This window comes from Arhodomonas sp. KWT2, assembly GCF_041949875.1.
Taxonomy (GTDB): Bacteria; Pseudomonadota; Gammaproteobacteria; order Nitrococcales; family Nitrococcaceae; genus Arhodomonas; species Arhodomonas aquaeolei.
On record NZ_JBHFPQ010000049.1, the window covers coordinates 1 to 21,366 of the forward strand.

General features: G+C 70.5%; 20 protein-coding genes. 13 read left to right on the forward strand and 7 right to left on the reverse strand.

Translation table 11 applies throughout. The features are described 5' to 3' along the window. Positions 1-373, forward strand: a 373-nt coding sequence (locus tag ACEZHJ_RS12345) for a tetratricopeptide repeat protein (RefSeq protein WP_375036107.1), incomplete at its 5' end; no start/stop codon positions are given. A gap of 98 nt (positions 374-471) precedes the next feature. Here the strand turns inward: ACEZHJ_RS12345 and ACEZHJ_RS12350 are convergent. Further along, positions 472-2,022, reverse strand: a complete 1,551-nt coding sequence (locus ACEZHJ_RS12350; protein ID WP_259202946.1) for a DHA2 family efflux MFS transporter permease subunit — start codon at positions 2,020-2,022, stop codon at positions 472-474. Beyond that, complete coding sequence (locus ACEZHJ_RS12355) at positions 2,019-3,158, reverse strand: HlyD family secretion protein (RefSeq protein WP_205599849.1); 1,140 nt, start codon at positions 3,156-3,158, stop codon at positions 2,019-2,021. Before ACEZHJ_RS12355 ends, ACEZHJ_RS12350 begins: the two co-directional genes overlap by 4 nt. Before the next feature lie 208 nt (positions 3,159-3,366). Here ACEZHJ_RS12355 and ACEZHJ_RS12360 point away from each other — a divergent pair, with 208 nt between their 5' ends. The 10 genes from ACEZHJ_RS12360 to ACEZHJ_RS12405 all read left to right on the forward strand — a co-directional run bounded on the left by ACEZHJ_RS12360 (position 3,367) and on the right by ACEZHJ_RS12405 (position 13,455). After that, complete coding sequence (locus ACEZHJ_RS12360; RefSeq protein ID WP_375036559.1) at positions 3,367-4,617, forward strand: hydrolase; 1,251 nt, start codon at positions 3,367-3,369, stop codon at positions 4,615-4,617. Further along, the gene (locus tag ACEZHJ_RS12365; RefSeq protein WP_163140912.1) at positions 4,592-5,659 is read left to right on the forward strand and encodes an arginine N-succinyltransferase; all 1,068 of its coding nucleotides are present in this window, start codon (positions 4,592-4,594) and stop codon (positions 5,657-5,659) included. Before ACEZHJ_RS12360 ends, ACEZHJ_RS12365 begins: the two co-directional genes overlap by 26 nt. Next, positions 5,652-7,118, forward strand: coding sequence for a succinylglutamate-semialdehyde dehydrogenase (astD, locus tag ACEZHJ_RS12370; RefSeq protein WP_163140915.1), 1,467 nt, complete (start codon positions 5,652-5,654; stop codon positions 7,116-7,118). The genes ACEZHJ_RS12365 and astD overlap by 8 nt, the downstream gene beginning before the upstream one ends. Continuing rightward, positions 7,115-8,443: an N-succinylarginine dihydrolase gene (gene astB / locus ACEZHJ_RS12375; protein WP_163140918.1), complete on the forward strand. Its 1,329-nt coding sequence runs from the start codon at positions 7,115-7,117 to the stop codon at positions 8,441-8,443. Before astD ends, astB begins: the two co-directional genes overlap by 4 nt. A gap of 28 nt (positions 8,444-8,471) precedes the next feature. Further along, entirely contained in the window at positions 8,472-9,686 is a 1,215-nt protein-coding gene (locus tag ACEZHJ_RS12380) for an aspartate aminotransferase family protein (RefSeq protein ID WP_018718315.1), read from the forward strand. A gap of 53 nt (positions 9,687-9,739) precedes the next feature. Next, positions 9,740-10,378: a LysE family transporter gene (locus ACEZHJ_RS12385; protein WP_163140921.1), complete on the forward strand. Its 639-nt coding sequence runs from the start codon at positions 9,740-9,742 to the stop codon at positions 10,376-10,378. Beyond that, positions 10,375-10,884, forward strand: coding sequence for an asparaginase domain-containing protein (locus ACEZHJ_RS12390; RefSeq protein ID WP_205599850.1), 510 nt, complete (start codon positions 10,375-10,377; stop codon positions 10,882-10,884). Before ACEZHJ_RS12385 ends, ACEZHJ_RS12390 begins: the two co-directional genes overlap by 4 nt. 60 nt (positions 10,885-10,944) lie before the next feature. Further along, entirely contained in the window at positions 10,945-11,709 is a 765-nt protein-coding gene (locus tag ACEZHJ_RS12395) for a TSUP family transporter (protein WP_018718318.1), read from the forward strand. Positions 11,710-11,918: 209 nt separating this feature from the next. Continuing rightward, complete coding sequence (locus ACEZHJ_RS12400) at positions 11,919-12,398, forward strand: DUF4442 domain-containing protein (protein WP_375036560.1); 480 nt, start codon at positions 11,919-11,921, stop codon at positions 12,396-12,398. Beyond that, on the forward strand, positions 12,391-13,455 hold the full coding sequence (locus ACEZHJ_RS12405) for a patatin-like phospholipase family protein (RefSeq protein ID WP_163142574.1): 1,065 nt from the start codon (positions 12,391-12,393) through the stop codon (positions 13,453-13,455). The genes ACEZHJ_RS12400 and ACEZHJ_RS12405 overlap by 8 nt, the downstream gene beginning before the upstream one ends. Position 13,456: 1 nt before the next feature. Here the strand turns inward: ACEZHJ_RS12405 and dapE are convergent, their stop codons facing one another. The 5 genes from dapE to map form a co-directional block, all read right to left on the reverse strand. Next, positions 13,457-14,593, reverse strand: a complete 1,137-nt coding sequence (dapE, locus tag ACEZHJ_RS12410) for a succinyl-diaminopimelate desuccinylase (RefSeq protein ID WP_163142571.1) — start codon at positions 14,591-14,593, stop codon at positions 13,457-13,459. A 1-nt stretch (position 14,594) separates the two neighbouring features. After that, complete coding sequence (locus ACEZHJ_RS12415) at positions 14,595-14,933, reverse strand: Spx/MgsR family RNA polymerase-binding regulatory protein (protein ID WP_163142568.1); 339 nt, start codon at positions 14,931-14,933, stop codon at positions 14,595-14,597. Continuing rightward, positions 14,930-15,748 (reverse strand): 2,3,4,5-tetrahydropyridine-2,6-dicarboxylate N-succinyltransferase, encoded by an 819-nt coding sequence (dapD, locus tag ACEZHJ_RS12420; RefSeq protein ID WP_375036561.1) that lies wholly within the window; start codon positions 15,746-15,748, stop codon positions 14,930-14,932. The genes ACEZHJ_RS12415 and dapD overlap by 4 nt, the downstream gene beginning before the upstream one ends. A gap of 73 nt (positions 15,749-15,821) precedes the next feature. Then, entirely contained in the window at positions 15,822-18,521 is a 2,700-nt protein-coding gene (gene glnD, locus ACEZHJ_RS12425) for a [protein-PII] uridylyltransferase (protein WP_375036562.1), read from the reverse strand. A 3-nt stretch (positions 18,522-18,524) separates the two neighbouring features. Further along, complete coding sequence (map, locus tag ACEZHJ_RS12430; RefSeq protein WP_163140806.1) at positions 18,525-19,292, reverse strand: type I methionyl aminopeptidase; 768 nt, start codon at positions 19,290-19,292, stop codon at positions 18,525-18,527. A 337-nt stretch (positions 19,293-19,629) separates the two neighbouring features. Between map and rpsB the strand changes: the two genes are divergently transcribed. Both rpsB and tsf read left to right on the forward strand, forming a co-directional pair. After that, positions 19,630-20,412: a 30S ribosomal protein S2 gene (rpsB, locus tag ACEZHJ_RS12435; protein ID WP_375036563.1), complete on the forward strand. Its 783-nt coding sequence runs from the start codon at positions 19,630-19,632 to the stop codon at positions 20,410-20,412. A 68-nt stretch (positions 20,413-20,480) separates the two neighbouring features. Beyond that, positions 20,481-21,359, forward strand: coding sequence for a translation elongation factor Ts (tsf, locus tag ACEZHJ_RS12440; protein WP_163140800.1), 879 nt, complete (start codon positions 20,481-20,483; stop codon positions 21,357-21,359). Positions 21,360-21,366 lie beyond the last annotated feature (7 nt).

Below are 21,366 nucleotides of genomic sequence, written 5' to 3' on the forward strand. Positions count from 1 at the left end.
GAGCGGTGCGACCGATGGCATGTGGGAACTAGCTGGCCGGTACTTGCGAGGTGACATAGTCGATAAAAACGAAAAAAAAGCGTTTCAATTATTAAAAAAAGCAGCGGAAATGGATGACCTAACAGCACAGGGCCGTCTTGGTGACTACTACGCGAAAGGCATTGGCACCGAAAAGGACCTGGTGAAGGCGTACATGATGTACGACCTCGGCGGTACCGGCGACATCGAGAAGAAAGAGGCGCTGGCCGAGAAGATGACCGACGAGCAGGTCCAGGAGGCCATCGCCCGCTCCCGCCGCTGGCAGGAGGAGCACAACAGCGTACGCCCCAGCTACTACGGACTGAAACGCCAGCCCGACGGCAGTTACCGGTGAATCGAGATGCGGTAATCAATGGTGAGCCGGTACCGCCAGCCGGGGTAGTGCATCTGCTGTATGCACGGTGAGCAACGCGGCGTTTCAGCGCCCTGCTATCACGCCTCGATCGGCGCCTCTTCCGGTGCTGCCTCCGCGTCCCCCTCTGCGTCCCGGTGGGGCTTCGGCCGTCGGAACAGTAGCAGCAGTGGCAGTGAGGCGAGGGTGATCACCGCCATCAGCCGGAAATCGTTGAGATAGGATATCGCTGCGGCCTGGCGGGTGAGCACCTCGTTGAGCCAGGCCAGGCCGGCGCCGTGGGTGGCATCCAGGCCGCCGGGCAGCCTCAGGCCCGTGAGCGCGGTGTTGAACGGGGTCAGCCGCTCGCCGAGCACGGCGTGATTGATCTGCGTGTTCTGCGCCACCAGCGTGACCATCACGGAGATGCCGATGCTGCTGCCGATGTTGCGCATCAGGCTGAACAGGGCCGTGGCCTCGGTGCGCAGGTGTTCGGCGAGGGTCGAGAAGGTAATGGTGCTCAGCGGCACGAAGGTGAAGCCCAGCCCCAGACCCTGGATGATGCCGGTGTAGACCACCGCCATCGGCGCGATCTCCAGGTTGAACTGCGCCATGCCGAACAGCGACGTCGCGGTGAGGCACAGCCCGAGGGTGATCAGCCAGCGGATGTCCACCCGGTTGACCAGCCGGCCGACCAGGAACATCGCCGTCATGCTCCCGAGTCCGCGGGGCGCGAGCACCAGGCCGGTGGTGACCACCGGATAGCCCATGAGGTTCTGCAGGAACGGGGGCAGCAGGGCGAGCGTTGCGAGCAGGATCACCCCTACCAGGAAGATGAACGCCAGTCCGGTGAGCAGGTTGCGGTCCCGGAACAGCGCGGGGTGGAGGAACGGGTCCCTCGCGGTGAGGGTGTGGGCGACGAACAGGTACAGCCCCAGCGCGGCCACGCAGGTCTCGATAATGATCTCGCCGGAGGCGAACCAGTCCTGGCTCTGGCCCCGGTCGAGCATGAGCTGGAGGGCGCCGATGGCGATCCCGAGCAGGGCGAAGCCGAAGACGTCGAAACGCCGGTCCTGCCGCGGTGTCTCCTGCACGAAGGCGAGGATCCCCGCCAGCGCCAGCAGTCCGAAAGGCAGATTGATGAAGAATACCCAGCGCCAGTTGTAGTACTCGGTGAGGTAACCGCCGAGGGTGGGACCGAGGATCGGCCCGACCATCACCCCGATACCCCACATCGCCATCGCCGAGCCGTGTCGCTCCCGGGGGAAGGTGTCCAGCAGTACAGCCTGGGACAGCGGTACCAGCCCGGCACCGAAAATGCCCTGGAGCAGGCGGAAGAGCACGATCTCATCCAGCGACTGGGCGACGCCGCAGAGCACGGAGGCGACGGTGAAGCCGGCCACCGAGGCGATAAACAGCCGCTTGCGGCCCCAGCGCGCGGACAGGAAACCGGTCAGCGGTGTGGCCACGGCGGCGGCCACTATGTAGGAGGTCAGGACCCAGGATATCTGCTCCTCGGTCGCGGACATCGCCCCCTGCATGTGGGGCAGGGCGACGTTGGCGATTGTGGTGTCCAGGGCCTGCATGATGGTCGCCAGCATGATGGAGACCGTCACCAGGCCGCGGTGGGGCGTCGCGGCCGCCTCGTTCATCGATCGCCGTCGATGGTCCCGGCGTGGACGGCCGGCGCCACCGCGTCACGTGCCCAGGCCACGACCCCCTGCAGGAATGCCGGGCCGCGAGGGTGCCAGCCGGTGTCGATCTTCACCTCGGTGCTCAGGCCGGCGCGTAGCGGCCGGTCCGAGGGACCGTCGTCGATGGCGATGCGCACGGGCACGCGCTGGACCACCTTGACCCAGTTACCGGTGGCGTTCTGGCTTGGCAGCACGGAGAACTCCGCCCCGGTGGCCTGGGCGATGCTCTCGACGTGACCGTTCCAGTGCACGTCCGGGTAGGTGTCCACGTACAGGGTTACCGCCTGACCGGCCTTCACATGGGTGAGCGCGGTTTCCTTGACGTTGGCCGTGACCCAGACATTGTGGCTCGCCACCAGCGCCATGGCGCTGCCGCCGGGGGTCACGTACTGCCCCGGATCGGGCACCTTGGCGACGCGGCCGGCGAACGGCGCGGTCACCTGCGTGTGCTGCAGGTCGAGCCGGGCGGACTTCAGGGCCGCTGCGGCCGCGCGGTAATCGGGGTGTTGCTCCACCGGGATGTCCGGGTCGCCGGCGAGGCTTGCGCGGATGCGCTGCAGGGCACGCTCGAGCTGGTCCACCTTGTCCCGGGCCTGATTGCGTTCGTGGCGGTAGCGGTCGCGTTCGGACTCGGAGCTGACGCCGCGCTCGGCGAGTCGCTGGTGACGCTCGTATTCGCGCTGGGCGTAGTCCAGGTCGTGACGTGCGCCCGCCAGCGCCTGGGCCTGTTCGGCATACTGGGCCTTGAGTGTCCTGATGCGGGTGCGCGCGTTGGCCAGGGTCGCCTCGGCCTTGTCGACGGCGGCGCGGTAGGGCGCCGGGTCGATGGTGAATAGCCGTGTGCCGGCGTCGACGGCGTCGTTTTCGTGAACGGCCACGTCGGTGACGGGTCCGGGCACCTGGGGCGAGATCATCACCTTGTCCGCGCCGGTATAGGCGTTCTCGGTGGTCACGTAGCGCCCCCCGAGGAGGTAGAAGCCGCTGCCGACGACGACCGCCACGAGCGGCACGACGAGCAGCAGCAGGGTACGCAGGCCCCGGCGCGACGGCCGGCGCGGGAGGAGACGTCGCAGAAGACGCATGGGTCCGGGCATGGTGGCTGTGTTCTCCGGGGTCTGGGACGGTCAATCCAGCGTTGCTGGTGGCGTCCTGCCTGGGGAATCCGGGAGATTCGGGCGTACGCCCGAACCGGTTAGGATAGCAAAAACATTGTTAGGAAGCTAACAGAACGGTGCGCCGGCTGAGGCCGGGCAAACACGCCGATTGCCGGTTATGCTGGGTGGGGGCCACACGGAGGGTGCGATGAGCGACGCGATCTACACGGCCTTGCGCGAGGGCATAGCCCGCCGGCGCGATGAGGCCCTGGCGATGGTCGAGACATTGGCCGCAATCAATTCCGGCAGCACCAACACCGCCGGCGTGCACGCGGTCGCGGAGGCCGTGGCGGCGGCATTCGACGGGCTCGGTGCGGAGGTGGTGACCGAGACGTTGCCGGCCTGGGAGCGGGTGGATGACGACGGCGGGCACCGCTCTGAGACACTGGGGCCGCTGGTGCGGCTGATCCGGGAGGTGCCCGGTGCGCCGTCGGTACTGCTGGTGGGCCATACGGACACGGTGTTCCCCGCGGATTCCCCGTTCCAGTCGGTCTGGCGGGAGGGGCCGCGGCTGCGCGGCCCGGGCGTGGCGGACATGAAGGGCGGGCTGGTGGTGATGCGCGAGGCGCTCCACGCGCTTGAGTCCGGCCCGGCCGCGGGGCGCATCGGCTGGGAGGTGATCCTCAACCCCGACGAGGAGATCGGCTCGCCGGTATCCGCCCCCGTGCTGGAGGCCGCGGCCGCCCGTCATCGGGCCGGCCTTGTGTTCGAGCCCTCGCTGCCGGACGGCACGCTCGCCGGGGCCCGCCGGGGCAGCGGCAACTGGACCGCCGTGTTCGCCGGCCGCAGCGCCCATGCGGGCCGTGAGCACCACCTGGGCCGCAACGCCGTCGCCGCGGCGGCCCGCTTCATTACCGCCATCGACGGCCTGAACGGCCAGCGTCCCGGTGTCACCGTGAATCCCGCCTTCGTGCGCGGTGGCGGTGCCAGCAATGTGGTCCCCGACCGGGCGGTGGTGCGCTTCAACGTGCGCGTCACCGATGACGACGATGCGACCTGGGTGACGCATCAGCTCGACCGGGCCGTCGCCTCGGTCCATGCGCCGCCGGACTACACCGTGGCCCTCCACGGCGGCTTCTCGCGCCCCCCGAAGCCCATGAGCGCGGGCCAGCAGACCCTTCTGGACGCACTGAGGGCCTGCGCCGAGGTCACCGGCGGGACCCTCGACTGGGCCCCCACCGGGGGGTGCTGCGACGGTAACAACCTCGCCGCCGCCGGGCTGCCCAACGTCGACACCCTGGGCGTGGTCGGCGGCGGTATCCACAGCGACAGCGAATACATGGAGATCGACTCCCTGGTCGAGCGTGCCGGGCTGGTGGGCAGCCTGCTGGTGGCGCTCGCGACGGGGGACGCGGCGTTTCCGGAGGGCGGCGATGCACGTGATCCGGCCGGTCCGTGAGACCGATATCGATGTCCTCTGCGAGCTGGTGACGGGCACCGGCGTGGGCATGACCTCGCTGCCCCGGGACCGCGATTCCCTGGCGCGGCGGGTGCAGACGTCGCTGGAAACCGTCGAGGCCGGGCCGGCGCGGCTGGCCGATGCTGAGCGGGCGCTGCTGTTCGTGCTCGAGAACCTGGACACCGGCGCCGTGGTCGGCACCACCGGTCTGCACACCGGCATCGGCCTGAGCGAGCCGTTCTACAGCTATCGGGTGAGCACGGTGGTGCATGCCTCGCCGACCCTGGGCGTGCACCGGGTCATCCCCACGCTGTACCTCAACAACGACTACACCGGTGGCACCGAGGTGGGCTCGCTGTTCCTGCACGCCGGCCACCGCGGCGGCGGCCTCGGGCGGCTGCTGTCGCGCTCGCGGCTGCTGCTGCTTGCCAACCACCGCGAGCACTTCCCGGAGAAGGTGATCGCGGAGATGCGCGGTGTCACCGACGCCCGCGGCCGTTCGCCGTTCTGGGACGGCCTCGGCCGGCACTTCTTCTCCATGCCCTTCCGCCGGGCGGACTACCTCACCGGCACCCGGGGCAAACGCTTCATCGCGGAGCTCATGCCGCGCAATCCGATCTACGTCCCCCTGCTGCCGACGGCGGCGCAGGAGGTCATCGGCGAGGTCCACCCGGATACCCGCCGGGCCCGGACGCTGCTGGAGGCGGAGGGTTTCCACTACGAGGGTTACGTGGACATCTTCGACGGCGGCGCGACCCTGGAGGCGCGTATCGGCGGCATCGACGCCGTGATACGCAGCCGGGCCCTGCGCCTGACCCCGGGGCAGCCGGCGGCGGGCAGTCCCCAGTGCCTGGTGGCGACCATGCGCTGGTCCGCCTTCCGCTGTGTGCTCGCGCCGCTGGAGGTGCGTGGCAACGAGGCAGTGGTCGACGAGGCGGTGGCCGGGGCACTGGCGGTGCCGTCGGGGGAGACGGTCCGCGCGGTGCCGGTGGACCCGGATGCGCGGCACATGCACTGGCTCGGGAGGGCACTGGATGAGTGACGCGTCGCTGTATATCGACGGGGCCTGGACGGCCGGACGGGGCGAGGCGGTCACCTCGCTGGACCCCGCCACCGGCGAGGCCTGCTGGCAGGGGAGGGGCGCAGACGCCGCCCAGGTCGATGAGGCGGTGGCTGCCGCGCGTGGCGCCTTCCCGGCGTGGGCACGGCTGTCCGTGGACGAGCGCACCGGAGTCGTGGAGCGCTTCGCCGCGATGCTGCGCGAGCGCCGGGAGTCGCTGGCGGGGGTGATCGCCGAGGACACCGGCAAGCCCCTGTGGGAGGCCCGCGGCGAGGTCGACGCGATGATCGCCAAGGTCGCGATCTCGCGCCAGGCGCGGGACGAACGTACCGGCGAGCGCGTGCTCGCCGAGTCCCCGGTGCGCGCCGAGCTGCGCCATTGCCCCCACGGCGTGATGGCGGTGTTCGGGCCGTTCAACTTCCCCGGGCACCTGCCCAACGGGCACATCGTGCCGGCCCTTCTGGCCGGCAACACCGTGGTCTTCAAGCCCAGCGAACAGGCCCCGGCGGTGGCGGAGGCCACCGTGCACGCCTGGGTCGAGGCGGGCCTGCCGGCCGGCGTGATGAATCTGGTGCAGGGCGGTGCCGACACCGGCCGGGCGCTCGCCTCGGCGCGGGGGATCGACGGGCTGCTGTTCACCGGCAGCGAGGCCACGGGGCTGGCCCTCCATGAGGGCCTTGCCCGTCAGCCGCAGAAGATCCTGGCCCTGGAGATGGGCGGCAACAACCCGCTGGTGGTGCTCCCGGGGGCCGATCCGCGGGCGGCGGCGCTGCTCACGCTGCAGTCGGCCTTCGCCACCGCCGGCCAGCGCTGCAGCTGCGCCCGGCGGCTCTACCTGCCACGGGGCAGGGAAGGCGACCGGCTGCTGGAGGCACTGACCGGGGCGGCCCGTGCGCTGCGGGTGGGCGATTGCGACGACGATCCCGAGGTGTTCATGGGGCCGGTGATCAGCGACGCGGCAGCGCGCGTCCTCGTCCACGCCCAGGAGCGTCTGGCCGCCCTGGGCGGCCGGGTGATCGAGCCGCTCGCCCACCTGCGCGAGGGCACCGGTCGGGTGCGCCCGGGACTGGTGGACGTGGAGGGCATCGACGTCCCGGACGAGGAGTGGTTCGGCCCGCTGCTGCGGGTGAGCCGGCACGACGGGCTCGACGACGCCATCGCCCGCTGCAACGACACCCGTTTCGGCCTGTCTGCCGGGCTTATCGGTGGCGACGCGGCGGCGTTCGAGCGCTTCCGCAGCGAGGTCCGGGCCGGCGTGGTGAACTGGAACCGGCCGCTGACCGGGGCGAGCTCGGCGGCACCGTTCGGCGGCGTGGGCGTGAGCGGCAATCATCGCCCGGGCGCCTACTATGCCGCGGACTACTGTGCCTATCCGGTGGCCTCGCTGATGACCGAGGCACCGGCGCTGCCGGAGACGCTGCCTCCCGGGGTGACGCTGTGACCGCACGGGAGGTGAATTTCGACGGCCTCGTGGGGCCGACCCACAACTATGCCGGACTCGCCCGGGGGAATATCGCCTCGATGCGCCATGCCGGGCTCGTGGCCAACCCCCGGGAGGCGGCGCTGCAGGGCCTGGAGAAGATGCGCGCGCTGGCCGACCTCGGTGTCGCCCAGGCGGTGCTGCCGCCCCACGAGCGCCCCTGCCTGTCCCTGCTGCGCGGTGTCGGTTTCACCGGTGATGACGCCCGGGTGCTCGAGCGCGCGGCCGCCGATGCCCCGCGGCTGCTCGCCGCCGCGAGCTCGGCGGCGGCGATGTGGACCGCCAACGCGGCCACCGTCTCGCCCTCGGCGGACACCGCCGACGCCCGGGTGCACTTTACCCCGGCGAACCTGGTGAGCCAGCTCCACCGCAGCATCGAGGCGCCGACCACGGCGCGGGTGCTGCGCGCGATCTTCCCCGCGGGGCCCCGGTTCGCGCATCACGAGCCGCTGCCCGCCACGCCCGGCCTGGGCGACGAGGGCGCGGCCAACCACACGCGTTTTGCCGGCACCCCTGGTGCCCCCGGCGTCTCTCTGTTCGTCTTCGGCGGCGACGGCCAGGCCGGGCCGCAGCGCTATCCGGCACGCCAGGCCCGGGCGGCGAGCGAGGCGGTGGCCCGCCTGCACGGCCTCGATCCGGCCCGCGTGGTCTTCGCCCGCCAGGACCCGAAGGCCATCGATGCCGGCGTGTTCCACAACGACGTGATCGCCGTCGGCCACGAGCGGCTGCTGTTCGCCCACGAGCGGGCCTTCGCCGAGCACGACGCCGTGCTGGAACGCCTTGCCGGGGCGGTGCCCGGGCTCGATGTGGTGGAGGTCCCGGAGCGGGACGTGCCCCTGGCGGATGCGGTGGCGTCGTACCTGTTCAACAGCCAGATCGTGACCACCGGGGCGGGGGAGCGCGCGCTCGTCGTGCCGGAGTCCTGCCGGCGGGTGCCGTCGGTGGCGGCCTACCTGGCCCGCTGCGAGGCCCACGGCGCACCGTTCGCCCGGGTCGTCTACCGCGACGTCCACCAGAGCATGCGCAACGGCGGCGGACCCGCCTGCCTGCGGCTGCGGGTGGTGCTCACCGACGAGGAGGCCGCGGCGTGCGCGCCGGGCGTATGGCTGGACGCCGACCGCCACGGGCGCCTCGCCGACTGGGTCCGCCGGCACTACCGGGACCGCCTCGCCCCCGCCGACCTGGCGGACCCGCAGCTGCTCACGGAGTCCCGCGCGGCGCTGGACGAGTTGACGCGGCTGCTCGGGCTCGGCAGCGTTTACGCCTTCCAGCGCGCCGGCGCATGAGTCCCCCCGATCAGCAACGAGGAGTCCAATGACCACATCGCATCCCGATCGCGCGTTCTACGACACCGTCATGGTGCCCAACTACAACCCCGCCGGGGTGATCCCGGTGCGCGGGGAAGGCTCCCGCGTGTGGGACCAGCAGGGCCGGGAGTACCTGGACCTGGCCGGCGGCATCGCCGTGACCGCGCTCGGCCATGCCCACCCGAGGCTGGTGGCCGCGCTCACCGGCCAGGCCGGGCGGCTGTGGCACGTCGCCAACGTGTTCGCCACCGAGCCGGCGATGACCCTGGCGGGCCGGCTCACGGAGCTGACCTTCGCCGACCGGGTGTTCTTCGCCAACTCCGGCGCCGAGGCCAACGAGGCGGCCCTCAAGCTCGCGCGCCGCTATGCCTACGACCGCGGCGAGACCGCGCGCACGGAGATCATCGCCTTCGAGCAGGGCTTTCACGGGCGCACGCTGTTCACCGTCACCGCCGGCGGCCAGCCCAAGTACACCGAGGGGTTCGGACCGTTGCCGGGAGACATCCGCCATGTGCCCTACAACGATATCGCCGCGCTGGAGGCCGCGGTCTCCTCGCGCACCTGCGCGGTGCTGGTCGAGCCGGTGCAGGGCGAGGGCGGCGTGACCCCCGCGGACGCGGAATTCCTCGCCGCGGCCCGCCGGGTCTGCGACGAGCACGGTGCGCTGCTGATCTTCGACGAGGTCCAGACCGGCGTCGGGCGCACCGGCGATCTCTACGCGTACATGGGCTATGGCGTGGAGCCCGACATCCTCACCACCGCCAAGGCGCTGGGCAACGGCATCCCGATCTCCGCGATGCTCACCCGCGAGGCGGTGGCGCAGGTCTTCCAGCCGGGGACCCACGGCAGCACCTATGGCGGCAACCCGCTCGCCTGCGCGGTAGCCGCGGAGGTGATCGATATCGTCTCCCAGCCGGACGTCCTCGCCGGGGTGCGTGAGCGCGGCGAGCGGTTGCGGGCCGGGCTGGAGCGCATCAACGCCGCCCACGGCTGTTTCGCGGAGATCCGCGGCCGCGGGCTGCTCGTCGGTGCGCAGCTGGTGCCGGAGTGGGCCGGACGCGCGCGGGATATCCTCCGGGCGGCCCTGGACGAGGGCGTGCTCACGCTGATCGCCGGGCCGGACGTCGTGCGGCTCGCTCCGTCGCTGATCATCCCGGAGGCCGAGGTGGACGAGGCCCTGGTCCGCCTGGAGCGCGCCGTCGCGCGGGTGGCCGGGGCCTGACGCGGCCGTGCCGCTGGTATAGTAGTCGTCTGAACGGCTTGCGCGAGGGCGTCATGGAATATCTTCCGGAGTTCCTTACGGTGGCGACGGTCCATCTGCTGGCGGTGGCCAGCCCCGGTCCGGATTTCGCCGTGGTCGTGCGCGAGAGCGTCGGCCACGGCCGCCGTCTGGGGGTGCTCACCAGCCTCGGCGTGGGCACGGGCATCCTGGTGCACGTCGCCTACTCGCTGCTCGGCATCGGGCTGATCGTCTCCCAGTCGATCCTTGCGTTCACGCTGATGAAGTATCTCGGCGCGGCCTACCTGGTATGGCTCGGCGTGCGCGCGCTACGCGCCCGTCCCGCGGACGCGGCGACGGATTCGGTCGTCGCGCGGCGGGCTGCACCGGCGGCGCACCGGGCGTTCGTTACCGGCTTTCTCACCAACGGCCTCAACCCCAAGGCCACGCTGTTCTTCCTCTCGCTGTTCTCGGTGGTGATCAGCGCGGACACGCCGCTGGCTCTGCAGGTCGCCTACGGCGGATACATGGCGGTGGCGACGGCGGCGTGGTTCTCGCTGCTGGCCGTGGCCTTCGGTCATGCCCGGGTGCGTGCCGGCTTCGCCCGGCTCGGCCACTGGTTCGAGCGCATCATCGGGGGTGTGCTGATCGCCCTCGGGGTGAGCATCGCGGCCGCGGGGGCGCGCCGGGTGTGAGCGGGGCGGATGACGGGATCCTCGTGCTCGCCACCGGTGGTACCTTCGACAAGGTCTACGCCGACGCCCTGAGCGAGTTCCGCGTGGGCGAGCCGCAGGCGCCGGGGATCCTCGAGCAGGCCAGGGTGGATGTCGCCTGGCGGGTGGAGGCCGTCCTGGCGAAGGACAGCCTGGAGCTCACCGACGCCGACCGCCGGGCGCTGCGCGCGCGTGTCGAGGCCTCCGGTGCCCGCCGGGTGATCATCACCCATGGCACCGACACCATGGCGGAGACCGCCGAGGCCCTGGCGGGCGGTGACGGGCGCACCATCGTGCTGGTCGGCGCGATGCAGCCGGCGCGCATGCGCGAGACCGATGCGCCGTTCAACCTGGGCTTCGCGCTGGCGGCGGTGCAGCTGCTCGTCCCGGGAGTCTATATCGCCATGAACGGCCGCGTGTTCGAGGCCGGGCGGGTCCGCAAGGACCGCCGTGCCGGCCGTTTCGAGGCCACGCCGCCCCGGGGCTGATCCGCCGGGGCCGGCGATGGTCCCGCCTTCCCGGTATCCGATGACAGAGGAGTCGCGACGGTGGAATGGGCCGTTGCCCCGGAGTTCTATCTGCTGCTGGCCGCGGTGGGCTTCGCCGCCGGCTGGCTCGACGCCATTGCCGGCGGGGGCGGCCTGATTGCGCTGCCGGCACTGCTGCTGAGCGGCGTGCCACCGCTCAACGCCCTGGCGACCAACAAGCTCCAGGGCACGATGGGGGCGTTCACCGCGGCGGCGAGCTATGTCCGCCAGGGCTGGGTGGACCTGTCCTGGGCGCGGGGGCTGATCGTCGCGTCGTTCGTCGGCGCGGGGGCGGGTACGCTGCTCGTACAGTACATGGACAATGACGTCGTGGAGCGGCTCCTGCCGCTGCTGCTCGTGGTGATGGTGCTCTACTTCGCCTTCTCGCCGCGGCTCGGCGATCTGGAGAGCGAGCCCCGGATGGGGCGGCTGGGCTACGGGCTCACGGCGGCGCCGGCCATCGGCTTCTACGACGGCTTCTTCGGCCCGGGCACGGGCTCGTTCTTCACCGCCTCGGCGGTAGCGCTCCTCGGTGCCAGCGCCCGCCGTGCGGTGGCGCTCACCAAGGTGCTGAACGTCACCAGCAATATCGCCTCGATGATCCTGTTCATCAGCGGCGGCTATGTCCTCTGGGGCGTGGGCGCGGCGATGATCGTCGGTCAGCTCGCCGGTGCGGTGCTGGGCGCGCGCATGGCGATCCGGGGCGGCGTGGCGCTGATCCGCCCGCTGGTGGTGCTGGTCTGTCTCGCTATGCTCGCGCGCATCGTCTGGGCGCGTTTCCTCTGAGCAACCCCGTCGCCGGAGCGTACGGTTCCGGCCGCTGCCGGTAGCCGTTAGGCTGGCACCTTTCGATCAGCCCGCATGTCTTATCGGATCGCCCTGCGATCGGCGCGGCGTGGCGGATGCCGGTGTTCACGCATCGGCACGCGCGGGCGGCCCGCCGGTGATCGGGGCCATTCGGCCGGGGTGACGGATGCGGGCCGGAGGAGGGCGGAATGCGCATCTCGGCGAGATGGCTGGGACGGCTGATGAATCTCTGGCCGCCGTTTCTGGGTGCCGGCATACGCGTGCGCGAGATCACCCCCGACTGGCGGCGGGCGGTGGTAGCGCTGCATCACCGGCGCTGGACCAGCAATTATGTTGGAACGCACTTCGGCGGCAGCCTGTTCGCCATGACGGATCCGTTCTACATGCTGTTGCTCCTGCACAGCCTGGGATCGCGGTACTGGGTCTGGGACCGGAGCGCGCGGATCGACTACCGACGCCCCGGTCGGGGGACGGTGACCGCGCGATTCGAGCTCGACGAGGCCCGGCTGGCCGCCATTCGTGCCGCCACGGCGGGCGGCGACAAGCATCTGGAGTGTTTCGAAGTTGCGATTCGCGACGGTGACGGCGAGGTCGTGGCGGTGGTCGAGCGCACGCTCTACATCCGCCTCAAGCCGGACCATCGGCCCGGGGAGGTGACGGATGGCTGAGCCGGCGCTGCGGGTGCTCGCTGGCACGGCGGCGCGGCGGCGGCTGCGCGAGCACGGCCTCCGTGCCGCCGACGTGAGCGCGGTCACCGCCGCCTCCGGCGGCCCAAAATGGCTGGGCGTCTACGGCCTCGACGTGGCGCTGTTCGCTGAGTTTCTGGCCGGTGAGGGGCCGCCGGTAACCCTGCTGGGGGCGTCGTCCGGGGCCTGGCGGGTGGCCTGTGCGGCGCTGCCGGATGCCCGCGAGGCGTTCGCCCGTTTCGAGCGTGCCTATCGCGGGCAGCGCTACCCGGCGCGGCCGTCTCCGGCCTTCGTTACCGACATGGCCCGCCGCACCCTGTCGGCGGTGTTCGAGGGGCAGGGCGCGGGGACCGCACTAGCCCATCCGCGCTTCCGGATCAACCTGGTGGCCGGGCGCCTGCGCGGGATGGCGCCCGGGTCGTCACCGTGGCGCCACCGGTGGCGGCTCGGCGGCGCGGCGCTGGCGAATCTCGTGCGCCGCAACGTCCTCGGTGCCTTCGTCGAGCGCGTGGTCTTCCACGGCGGTGGCGACGGCGCCGCCGCCCGGTTCGACGACGGCCTGTCGACGCGCTACGTGGCGCTGACGCCGGAGAACGCGGACGCGGCACTGCTCGCGTCCGGCTCGATCCCCGGGGTGATGCTGCCGGTGACGGCGGTGCCCGGGGCGGGGCCGGGGGTGTACTACGACGGCGGCCTGACGGACTACCATTTCGACGGCGGTTTCGATCCCGGCCCGGGGCTGGTGCTGCAGCCGCACTTCTATCCGCACCTGGTCCCGGGGTGGTTCGACAAGCCGCTGCGCTGGCGCCGCAGTCGGCTGGCGCGGGCCTCACGGACGGTGGTGCTGGCGCCCGGCGCCGGTTACCTGTCACGGCTTTACGGCGGCCGGGTTCCGGACCGGCGGGACTTCCTGAAGCTGCCGGACGACGAGCGCGAGCGGCACTGGTCCCGCGCCGTGGCCGAGAGCGAGCGGCTGGCGGACGAGTTCCGCGAGCTGGTGACGGGCGGCCGGATCGCGGAGCGCGTCGAGCCGCTGTGAGTCAGTGCCCGGGCATGAGCAGCCGCACGAGGATGCCCTCGTAGATGGCGGACAGGGTCTCCAGGTCCTCGCTGGCGACGTGCTCGTCGATCTGGTGGATGCTGCGGTTGAGCGGTCCCAGCTCGACGATCTGGGCGCCCGTCGGCGCGATGAAGCGCCCGTCCGAGGTGCCGCCGGCGGTGGACGGGGTGGTCGTCCGCCCGGTCACCGTCTCGATGGCGTCCATGGTGGCGGCGAGCAGGGGACCGCGCTCGGTCAGGAACGGCCGTGCGGAGAGCACCCACTCCAGAGCGAAGTCGATGCCGTGGTCGGCGAGGATGGCCTCCGTGCGGTGACGCAGGTCCGCCTCCGTGACCTCGTTGGAGAAGCGGAAGTTGAAGTCCACGTGGAGCTGGCCGGGGATCACGTTGGTCGCGCCGGTGCCGCCGCGGATGTTGGAGACCTGGAAGCTGGTGGCGGGGAAGCTGTCGTTGCCCCGGTCCCACTGCGTGTCCGCCAGTGCCGCGAGTGCCGGGGCAAACGCGTGGATCGGGTTGCGCGCGCGCTGGGGGTAGGCCACGTGCCCCTGGATGCCGCGGACGGTGAGGTGGCCGTGGAGGCTGCCCCGGCGGCCGACCTTGATGGTGTCGGCCAGCAGTGACTCGGAGCTGGGCTCGCCGACCAGGCAGTAGTCGATGCGCTCGGCCTGCTCGCCGAGGTACTCGACCACGCGGCGGGTGCCGTTGATGCCCGGGCCCTCCTCGTCGCTGGTGATCAGCAGCGCGACGCTGCCCGCGTGTTCCGGGTGATGGGCGACGAAGCGCTCCACCGCGGTGACGAAGGCGGCCACGCTTCCCTTCATGTCCGCGGCACCGCGGCCGTAGAGCAAGCCCTCATGGAGGGTCGGCTCGAACGGCGGGCTTGACCAGTCCGCCTCCGGGCCGGTGGGGACCACGTCGGTGTGGCCGGCGAAGACGAACAGCGGTGCGGCGTTGCCGCGGCGCGCCCAGAGGTTGGTGACCTCACCGAAGACCAGACGCTCGCAGGCGAAGCCGAGCGGGTCGAGCCGCTCGACGAGCAGGTCCTGGCAGCCGGCGTCCTCGGGGGTTACCGAGGCCCGGCGGATGAGCTCGCAGGTGAGTTCCAGGGTCTCCGACATCTCAGCCCAGCGCCTCGTAGTCGTCCTGACGGTAGCCGACCAGCACGCCGCCGTCGTGCTCCAGCACCGGGCGCTTGATCAGCGTGGGGTGGGCGGCCATCAGCTCGATGGCGCGCCCGCGGTCCAGACCTTCCCGGTCTCCGGCGGGGAGCTGCCGCCAGGTGGCGCTGCGGCGGTTGAGCAGCCGCTCCCAGCCGACGGCGTCCGTCCAGCGGGCCAGGGCGGGGGCGTCGACGCCGTTCTCGCGGAGGTCGCTGAAGGTGAACGCCACCCCCAGCCCCTCCAGGTGGCGGCGTGCCCGGCGACAGCGCTCGCAGCTCTTCAGCCCGTGGAGGATCACGGCCGCAGGAGCTCGTTGATGCCGACCTTCTCGCGGGTGCCGGCGTCCACCTGCTTGATGATGACCGCGCAGTAGAGGCTGTGGCTGCCGTCCTCGGCGGGCAGGCTGCCGGGCACCACCACCGCGCCGCGGGGCACGCGGCCGTAGAGGACCTCGCCGGTCTCGCGGTTGTAGATCTTGGTGCTCTGACCGATGAACACGCCCATGGAGATCACCGCGCCTTCCTCGACGATCACGCCTTCGACGATCTCCGAGCGGGCGCCGATGAACACGTTGTCCTCGACGATGGTGGGGTTGGCCTGCAGCGGCTCGAGTACGCCGCCGATGCCGGCACCGCCGGAGAGATGAACGCCCCGGCCGATCTGTGCGCACGAGCCCACGGTGGCCCAGGTGTCGACCATGGTGCCCTCGCCGACATAGGCGCCGATGTTGACGTAGGAGGGCATGAGCACGGCGCCGGGGGCGATATAGGCGCCGCGGCGGGCGATCGCCGGCGGGACCACGCGCACGCCGGAGTCGCGCAGCTCGGTGCTGTTGTAGTCGGCGAACTTGAGCGGGACCTTGTCGAAGTAGTTGGTCACTCCGCTGCGCATGACCTGGTTGTCGTTGAGCCGGAACGACAGCAGCACGGCCTTCTTGAGCCACTCGTTGACCTGCCACTCGTTCCCCACCTTCTCGGCGACGCGGGCCTCGCCGCGGTCGAGCATCATCAGTGCGCGATCCACCGCTGCGCGCAGCTCCGGTGCGCCGGAGTCGGGGCGGATGTCGGCGCGGCTCTCGAACGCCGCCTCGATGGTGGACTTGAGCTGCTCCATTGTGCCTCCTCGTTGAATCGGGTTCGGGCCGCGCGTGCGGCACGCACGGCCGGGATCGGAAACCGCTGGACGCCTAGACGCCGTCCGCGCGGGCCATGATATCGGCGTCGTCGTCGACGATCTCCAGCAGCGCGGCGCGCAGCTCCTGCTGCTCCGCGGCGGTGAGCGGGGCGTTGTCCGGCCCGGCGATGAAGAATACGTCCTCGGCACGCTCGCCGATGGTGCTGATCTTGGCGTTCTGCACCCGGATGCCGCAGCGGGCGAAGGTGTAGCCCACCTGGGCGAGCAGGCCGGGCTGGTCGCCGGTGATCAGCTCCATCGCCGTGCGCTCGTTGTGCGGCTCCTCGGAGAAGTTGACCTGGCTCTCGGTGCTGAAGTGGCGCAGCCGTCGCGGCAGCGTCCGTGCCGAGGGCTCCGGCAGCCGGTCCGGGGTGGCCAGGCTGTCGGCGACGTGGCCGGCGATCTCCGCGCCGCGGTCGTGGCCGCTGATGGGGCTGCCGTCGTCCTCCAGCACCAGGTAGCTGTCCAGGGTGTAGCCGTTCTCCGTGGTGATGATGCGCGCATCCTGGATGTTGAGCCGCAGCTGGTCCAGCGCCGAGACCGTGAGCGCGAAGATGTTGTCGCGGTCGCGGGTGTAGACGAACACCTCCGTGCCGCCGCGGGGGCTCTCCGGGTCGATGAGGACCAGCGGGGCGTCCTCGCCGCGGTGGGCATGGATGGCCGCGGTGTGCCAGGCGATCTCCTCGGCGCTGTAGCGCAGGAAGTAGTCCGGCGTGAAGTGCCGCCAGATCGAGCGCACGGTCATGTGGTGCAGGCCCTGTTCGCGCAGCCGCCGGCGGGCCTGCTGCTGGGTCTCGCGCACGAGCTCGTCGCCGTCGATGGGGTTGCCGAGGCCCCGGCGGATGGCGCGCTTGGTGAGCTCGTAGAGCTCGCGCAGCAGCGCTTCGCGCCAGGAGTTCCACAGCTTGGGATCGGTGCCGCGGATGTCGGCCACGGTGAGCAGGTAGAGGTAGTCCAGGCGGCGCTGGTCGCCCACCTGCCGGGCGAACTCGTTGATCACCTGCGGATCGGAGATGTCCTTGCGCTGGGCGGTCATGGACATCAGCAGGTGCTGGCGCACGATCCAGCCCACCAGCCGGCTGTCGTAGCGCGACAGGCCGTGGTGGATGCAGAACTCGTAGGCGTCCCGCTCGCCGAGCTCGGAGTGATCGCCGCCGCGGCCCTTGGCGATGTCGTGGAACAGTCCGGCGAGGTAGAGCAGCTCGGGCTTGGCGAGCCGTCCGGCGAGTCGGCTGCAGAACGGGAACTCGTGGGCGAACTCGGGCACGAACAGGCGCCGGAGATTGCGCACGACCATGAGGATATGGGTGTCCACGGTATAGACGTGGAAGAGGTCGTACTGCATGCGTCCGGTGATGCGCCCGAACGCCGGGATGTAGCGGCCGAGCACGCCGTAGCTGTGCATGCGCCGCAGCTCGTGGGTGATGCCCCGGGGCTGGCGCATGATCTCCATGAACAGGCTGCGTGCTCGCAGGTCGTTGCGGAAGCGGTCGTCGATGCGGTCGCGGTGCTCGCGGATCAGCCGGATGGTGGCCGCGCGCACGCCCTTGATCTCCGGGTTCTGCTGCAGCAGCAGGAAGACCTCCAGCAGCGCGAACGGATAGCGGCGGAATACGCTCGGGTGGGTGACCTCGATGAAACCGCGCTTGATCTGGAAGCGCTTGTTCAGCAGCCGCGGCGGCTCGTCCACGTCGGCGTAGAGGATCGCCTCCTGGTAGAGCTGGAGGAGCATCTCGTTGAGGCGGTTCAGCCGCATGATGGTGCGGTAGTAGCGTTGCATGAACTGCTCGACCGCCAGCGTGTGCTCGGCATCCTTGTAGCCGAACTGCTCGGCGAGCCGGAGCTGGTAGTCGAACAGGATGCGGTCCTCGCGCCGGCCGGCGAGCACGTGCAGGGCGAAGCGCACGTCCCAGAGGAAGTGCTGGCCCTGCATCAGGTCGGCGTACTCCTCCTCGGTGAGGAAGTCCTTGCGCACCAGGTCGTAGAGGGTATCGGCGTTGAGGTGACGCTTCGCCACCCAGCCCACCATGTGGATGTCCCGCAGCCCGCCGGGGCTTTCCTTGATGTTCGGCTCGAGGTTGTAGGCCGTGTCGTGGTACTTCTGGTGCCGGTTGACCTGCTCCTGCCACTTGGCCTCGAAGAACAGCCGGCTCGGCCAGATGTGGGCCGGTCCGGTGGCCTCCTCCATGTCCTCGTAGAGCCCACGGTTGCCCGAGAGCAGGCGCGACTCGATCAGGTTGGTGGCGACGGTGATGTCCGCGGCGGCGTTGGCCTCGCACTCGGCGACGGTGCGCACGCTGTGTCCCACCTCCAGGCCGATGTCCCAGAGCATGGTCACCAGGTCCTGAATGGTGCCGTCGAAGCGGGCGGTGTCGCCCGTCTCCGGCAGGAGCACGAGCAGGTCGGTGTCCGAGCCGGGATGGAGCTCGCCGCGCCCGTAGCCGCCCACGGCGACCAGCGCGGCCTCGCTGCCGAGCGTGCCCATGGTGCGATCCCATACCCGGCTGACCAGGCAGTCCACCACCTGCGCGCGCAGGGGTACGAGCTCGGCGGCCGGCGTACCCTCCAGGAAGCGCGCCTCCATGGTCAGATCCGCCTCCTCCAGCGCCTGGCGCAGCAGGGGCACGGGGGCGCTTCCGCGGATCAGGGCGGTGTCCAGCGCCTCGATGTCGAGGAGCTGGCGGTCGTTGCGCACGGCCTCGGGGGTGATCATGGATCAGTCCCGGTAGGCGTCGCTGTGCGTGAGGATCTCGTAGCCGTCCGGGGTGACCAGAAGCGTGTGCTCCCACTGGGCGGACAGGCTGTGGTCCTTGGTCACCGCCGTCCAGCCGTCCTTGAGGATGCGGCTGTCGCGGCGGCCGATGTTGACCATCGGCTCGATGGTGAACGTCATCCCCTCGGCGAGCTCCATGCCCGTGCCGGGGCGGCCGTAATGCAGCACCTGCGGGTCCTCGTGGAAGCCGCGGCCGATGCCGTGACCGCAGAACTCGCGCACGATCGAGCAGCCCTCGCCCTCGGCCAGGGTCTGGATGGCATGGCCGATGTCCCCCAGGCGCGCGCCCGGGCGAACCTGTTCGATGCCGGTCCACATGCAGCGCCAGGCGAGCTCGCTGATGCGCCGCCCCTGAATGGTGGGCTCGCCGACGTAGAACATGCGGCTGGTGTCGCCGTGGTAGCCGTCCTTGATGACGGTGACGTCAATGTTGAGGATGTCACCGCGCTTGAGCTTCTTCGGTCCCGGGATGCCGTGGCAGATGACGTGGTTAACGGACGTGCACACGGACTTGGGGAAACCGCGGTAGTTCAGCGGTGCCGGGATGGCGTCCTGCTCGTTGACGATGTGTTCGTGACAGATGCGGTCGAGCTCTTCCGTGGTCACTCCCGGTTGCACGTGGGGGGTGACGACGTCGAGCACCTCCGCGGCCAGCCGGCCGGCGACGCGCATCTTCTCGATCTCTTCGGCTGTCTTGATGGTTACGGTCATTCGGAACCCTGGTGGCGTGGGCGGGTTGTCTGCGCATGGCGACGTGACGGCCCGGACGGGCCCTCGCGGTGGCGCCGGCGGCCCGTCGTGGCGGGCCGCGCGAGCGTCCGTAGCATGACACTCGATCCTCGCTATGGTATAAATCGCGCGCTCCCAAGGCAACGCCGGCCCCTGCCGGGTACGGCCTGCCCGGGAGCTTTCACGCCGCCAGCGTGCGGCGGACATCAATACCACACATGCACCGGCACATGCGGCCGGGTGTCCTGTGCCCGTTGGGGACTGGATTGCCGCGTGAGGGTGCATGGAGGCTCAACCCGTAATCAGGAGCTGAAAGACAATGGCTAACGTGACTATGCGCGAGATGCTCGAGGCCGGTGTGCACTTCGGGCACCAGACCCGCTACTGGGATCCGAAGATGTCCCGCTACATCTTCGGTGAGCGCAACAAGATCCACATCGTCAACCTCGAGAAGACGCTGCCGCTCTACCAGGACGCGCTGAACTACATGGGCCGCCTGGCGGCCAACGGCGGGCGCATCCTGTTCGTGGGCACCAAGCGCTCGGCGCGCGAGGCCGTCCGCGAGGAGGCGCAGCGCTGCAACATGCCGTTCGTGAACCACCGCTGGCTCGGCGGCATGCTCACCAACTTCCGCACCGTCAAGCGCTCCATCCGCCGCTTCAAGGACCTCCAGCAGCAGGAGAAGGACGGCACCTTCGAGAAGCTCGGCAAGCGCGAGGTCCTGTCGCTGACGCGCGAGCGCGACAAGCTCGAGCGTGCCTTCGGCGGCATCGTGGACATGGATGCGCTGCCGGACGCGCTGTTCGTCATCGACGTCGGCTACGAGAACATCGCCATCAAGGAGGCGAAGAAGCTCGGGATCCCGGTCGTCGGCGTGGTGGACACCAATAACTCCCCGCGCGAGGTGGACTACGTCATCCCCGGCAACGACGACGCCTTCCGCGCCATCCGCCTGTACCTGCGTGGTGCCGCCGACGCGATCAACGATGCGCGCATGGCCACCGCCCAGCCGGCGAGCGGCGATGACGAGTTCGTCGAGGTGCGCGAGAACGTGGCCGCTGCGGAGACCGGCGAGGAGCAGCCGGCCCAGGGCGCCGAATAGCATTGCACGGGCCCGCCCGGTAACGGGCGGGCTACCTGTCTACCGAATACCGAACAGGGGAGTTACCCATGGCGATTTCCGCTCAACTCGTCAAGGACCTGCGCGAGCGCACGGGCGCGGGCATGATGGAGTGCAAGAAGGCCCTGGTCGAGGCCGAGGGCGACATCGAGGCGGCCGTCGAGGTGATGCGCAAGCGCGGCCTCGCGAAGGCCGACAAGAAGGCCGGCCGCGTGGCCGCCGAGGGCGCGATCATCATCGCCCAGAGCGACGACGCCCGCCGCGGTGCGATCGTGGAGATCAACTGCGAGACCGACTTCGTCGCCGCCGGCGACGACTTCAAGGGCTTCGCCAACGAGGTCGCCCAGCGCGTGCTCGAGGACGCCCCCGAGGACCTCGACGCGCTGATGGCGCTCAAGCTCGCCAGCGGTGACGACGTCGAGACGGCGCAGAAGGCGCTCATCGCCAAGATCGGCGAGAACGTCCAGGTCCGCCGCTTCGCGCGCTACGAGACCTCCGGTGTGCTCGCGAGCTACCTCCACGGCAGCCGCATCGGGGTGATGGTCGAACTCGAGGGCGGCGACGAGGATCTCGCCCGCGACCTGTGCATGCACATCGCGGCGAGCAATCCGGTGCACGTGACCCCGGACGAGGTCGACGAGGCGCTGGTCGCCAAGGAGCGCGACATTCTCGTCGAGCAGGCGAAGGATTCCGGCAAGCCTGCCGAGATCGTCGAGAAGATGGTCGAGGGCCGGCTGCGCAAGTGGCTCGGGGAGATTACCCTCGTGGGCCAGCCCTTCGTGAAGGATCCGGATCAGACCGTCGGCAAGCTGCTCGAGTCCAGGGGGGCCCGCGTGGCCCACTTCACCCGCTTCGAGGTGGGTGAGGGCAAGGAGAAGAAGCAGGAGAACTTCGCGGAAGAGGTCGCCGCCCAGGTCAAGGGCTCCTGAGGGCTGC

Bases quoted from the DNA above. Each gene is read 5' to 3' on its own strand.
- dapD (WP_375036561.1), bottom strand. From the start codon at position 15,748: ATGGAGCAGCTCAAGTCCACCATCGAGGCGGCGTTCGAGAGCCGCGCC.
- tsf (WP_163140800.1), top strand. From the start codon at position 20,481: ATGGCGATTTCCGCTCAACTCGTCAAGGACCTGCGCGAGCGCACGGGC.
- ACEZHJ_RS12400 (WP_375036560.1), top strand. From the start codon at position 11,919: ATGCGCATCTCGGCGAGATGGCTGGGACGGCTGATGAATCTCTGGCCG.
- rpsB (WP_375036563.1), top strand. From the start codon at position 19,630: ATGGCTAACGTGACTATGCGCGAGATGCTCGAGGCCGGTGTGCACTTC.
- glnD (WP_375036562.1), bottom strand. From the start codon at position 18,521: ATGATCACCCCCGAGGCCGTGCGCAACGACCGCCAGCTCCTCGACATC.
- ACEZHJ_RS12405 (WP_163142574.1), top strand. From the start codon at position 12,391: ATGGCTGAGCCGGCGCTGCGGGTGCTCGCTGGCACGGCGGCGCGGCGG.
- astD (WP_163140915.1), top strand. From the start codon at position 5,652: ATGAGTGACGCGTCGCTGTATATCGACGGGGCCTGGACGGCCGGACGG.
- ACEZHJ_RS12360 (WP_375036559.1), top strand. From the start codon at position 3,367: ATGAGCGACGCGATCTACACGGCCTTGCGCGAGGGCATAGCCCGCCGG.
- map (WP_163140806.1), bottom strand. From the start codon at position 19,292: ATGACCGTAACCATCAAGACAGCCGAAGAGATCGAGAAGATGCGCGTC.
- ACEZHJ_RS12355 (WP_205599849.1), bottom strand. From the start codon at position 3,158: ATGCCCGGACCCATGCGTCTTCTGCGACGTCTCCTCCCGCGCCGGCCG.
- ACEZHJ_RS12380 (WP_018718315.1), top strand. From the start codon at position 8,472: ATGACCACATCGCATCCCGATCGCGCGTTCTACGACACCGTCATGGTG.
- ACEZHJ_RS12365 (WP_163140912.1), top strand. From the start codon at position 4,592: ATGCACGTGATCCGGCCGGTCCGTGAGACCGATATCGATGTCCTCTGC.
- ACEZHJ_RS12350 (WP_259202946.1), bottom strand. From the start codon at position 2,022: ATGAACGAGGCGGCCGCGACGCCCCACCGCGGCCTGGTGACGGTCTCC.
- dapE (WP_163142571.1), bottom strand. From the start codon at position 14,593: ATGTCGGAGACCCTGGAACTCACCTGCGAGCTCATCCGCCGGGCCTCG.
- ACEZHJ_RS12385 (WP_163140921.1), top strand. From the start codon at position 9,740: ATGGAATATCTTCCGGAGTTCCTTACGGTGGCGACGGTCCATCTGCTG.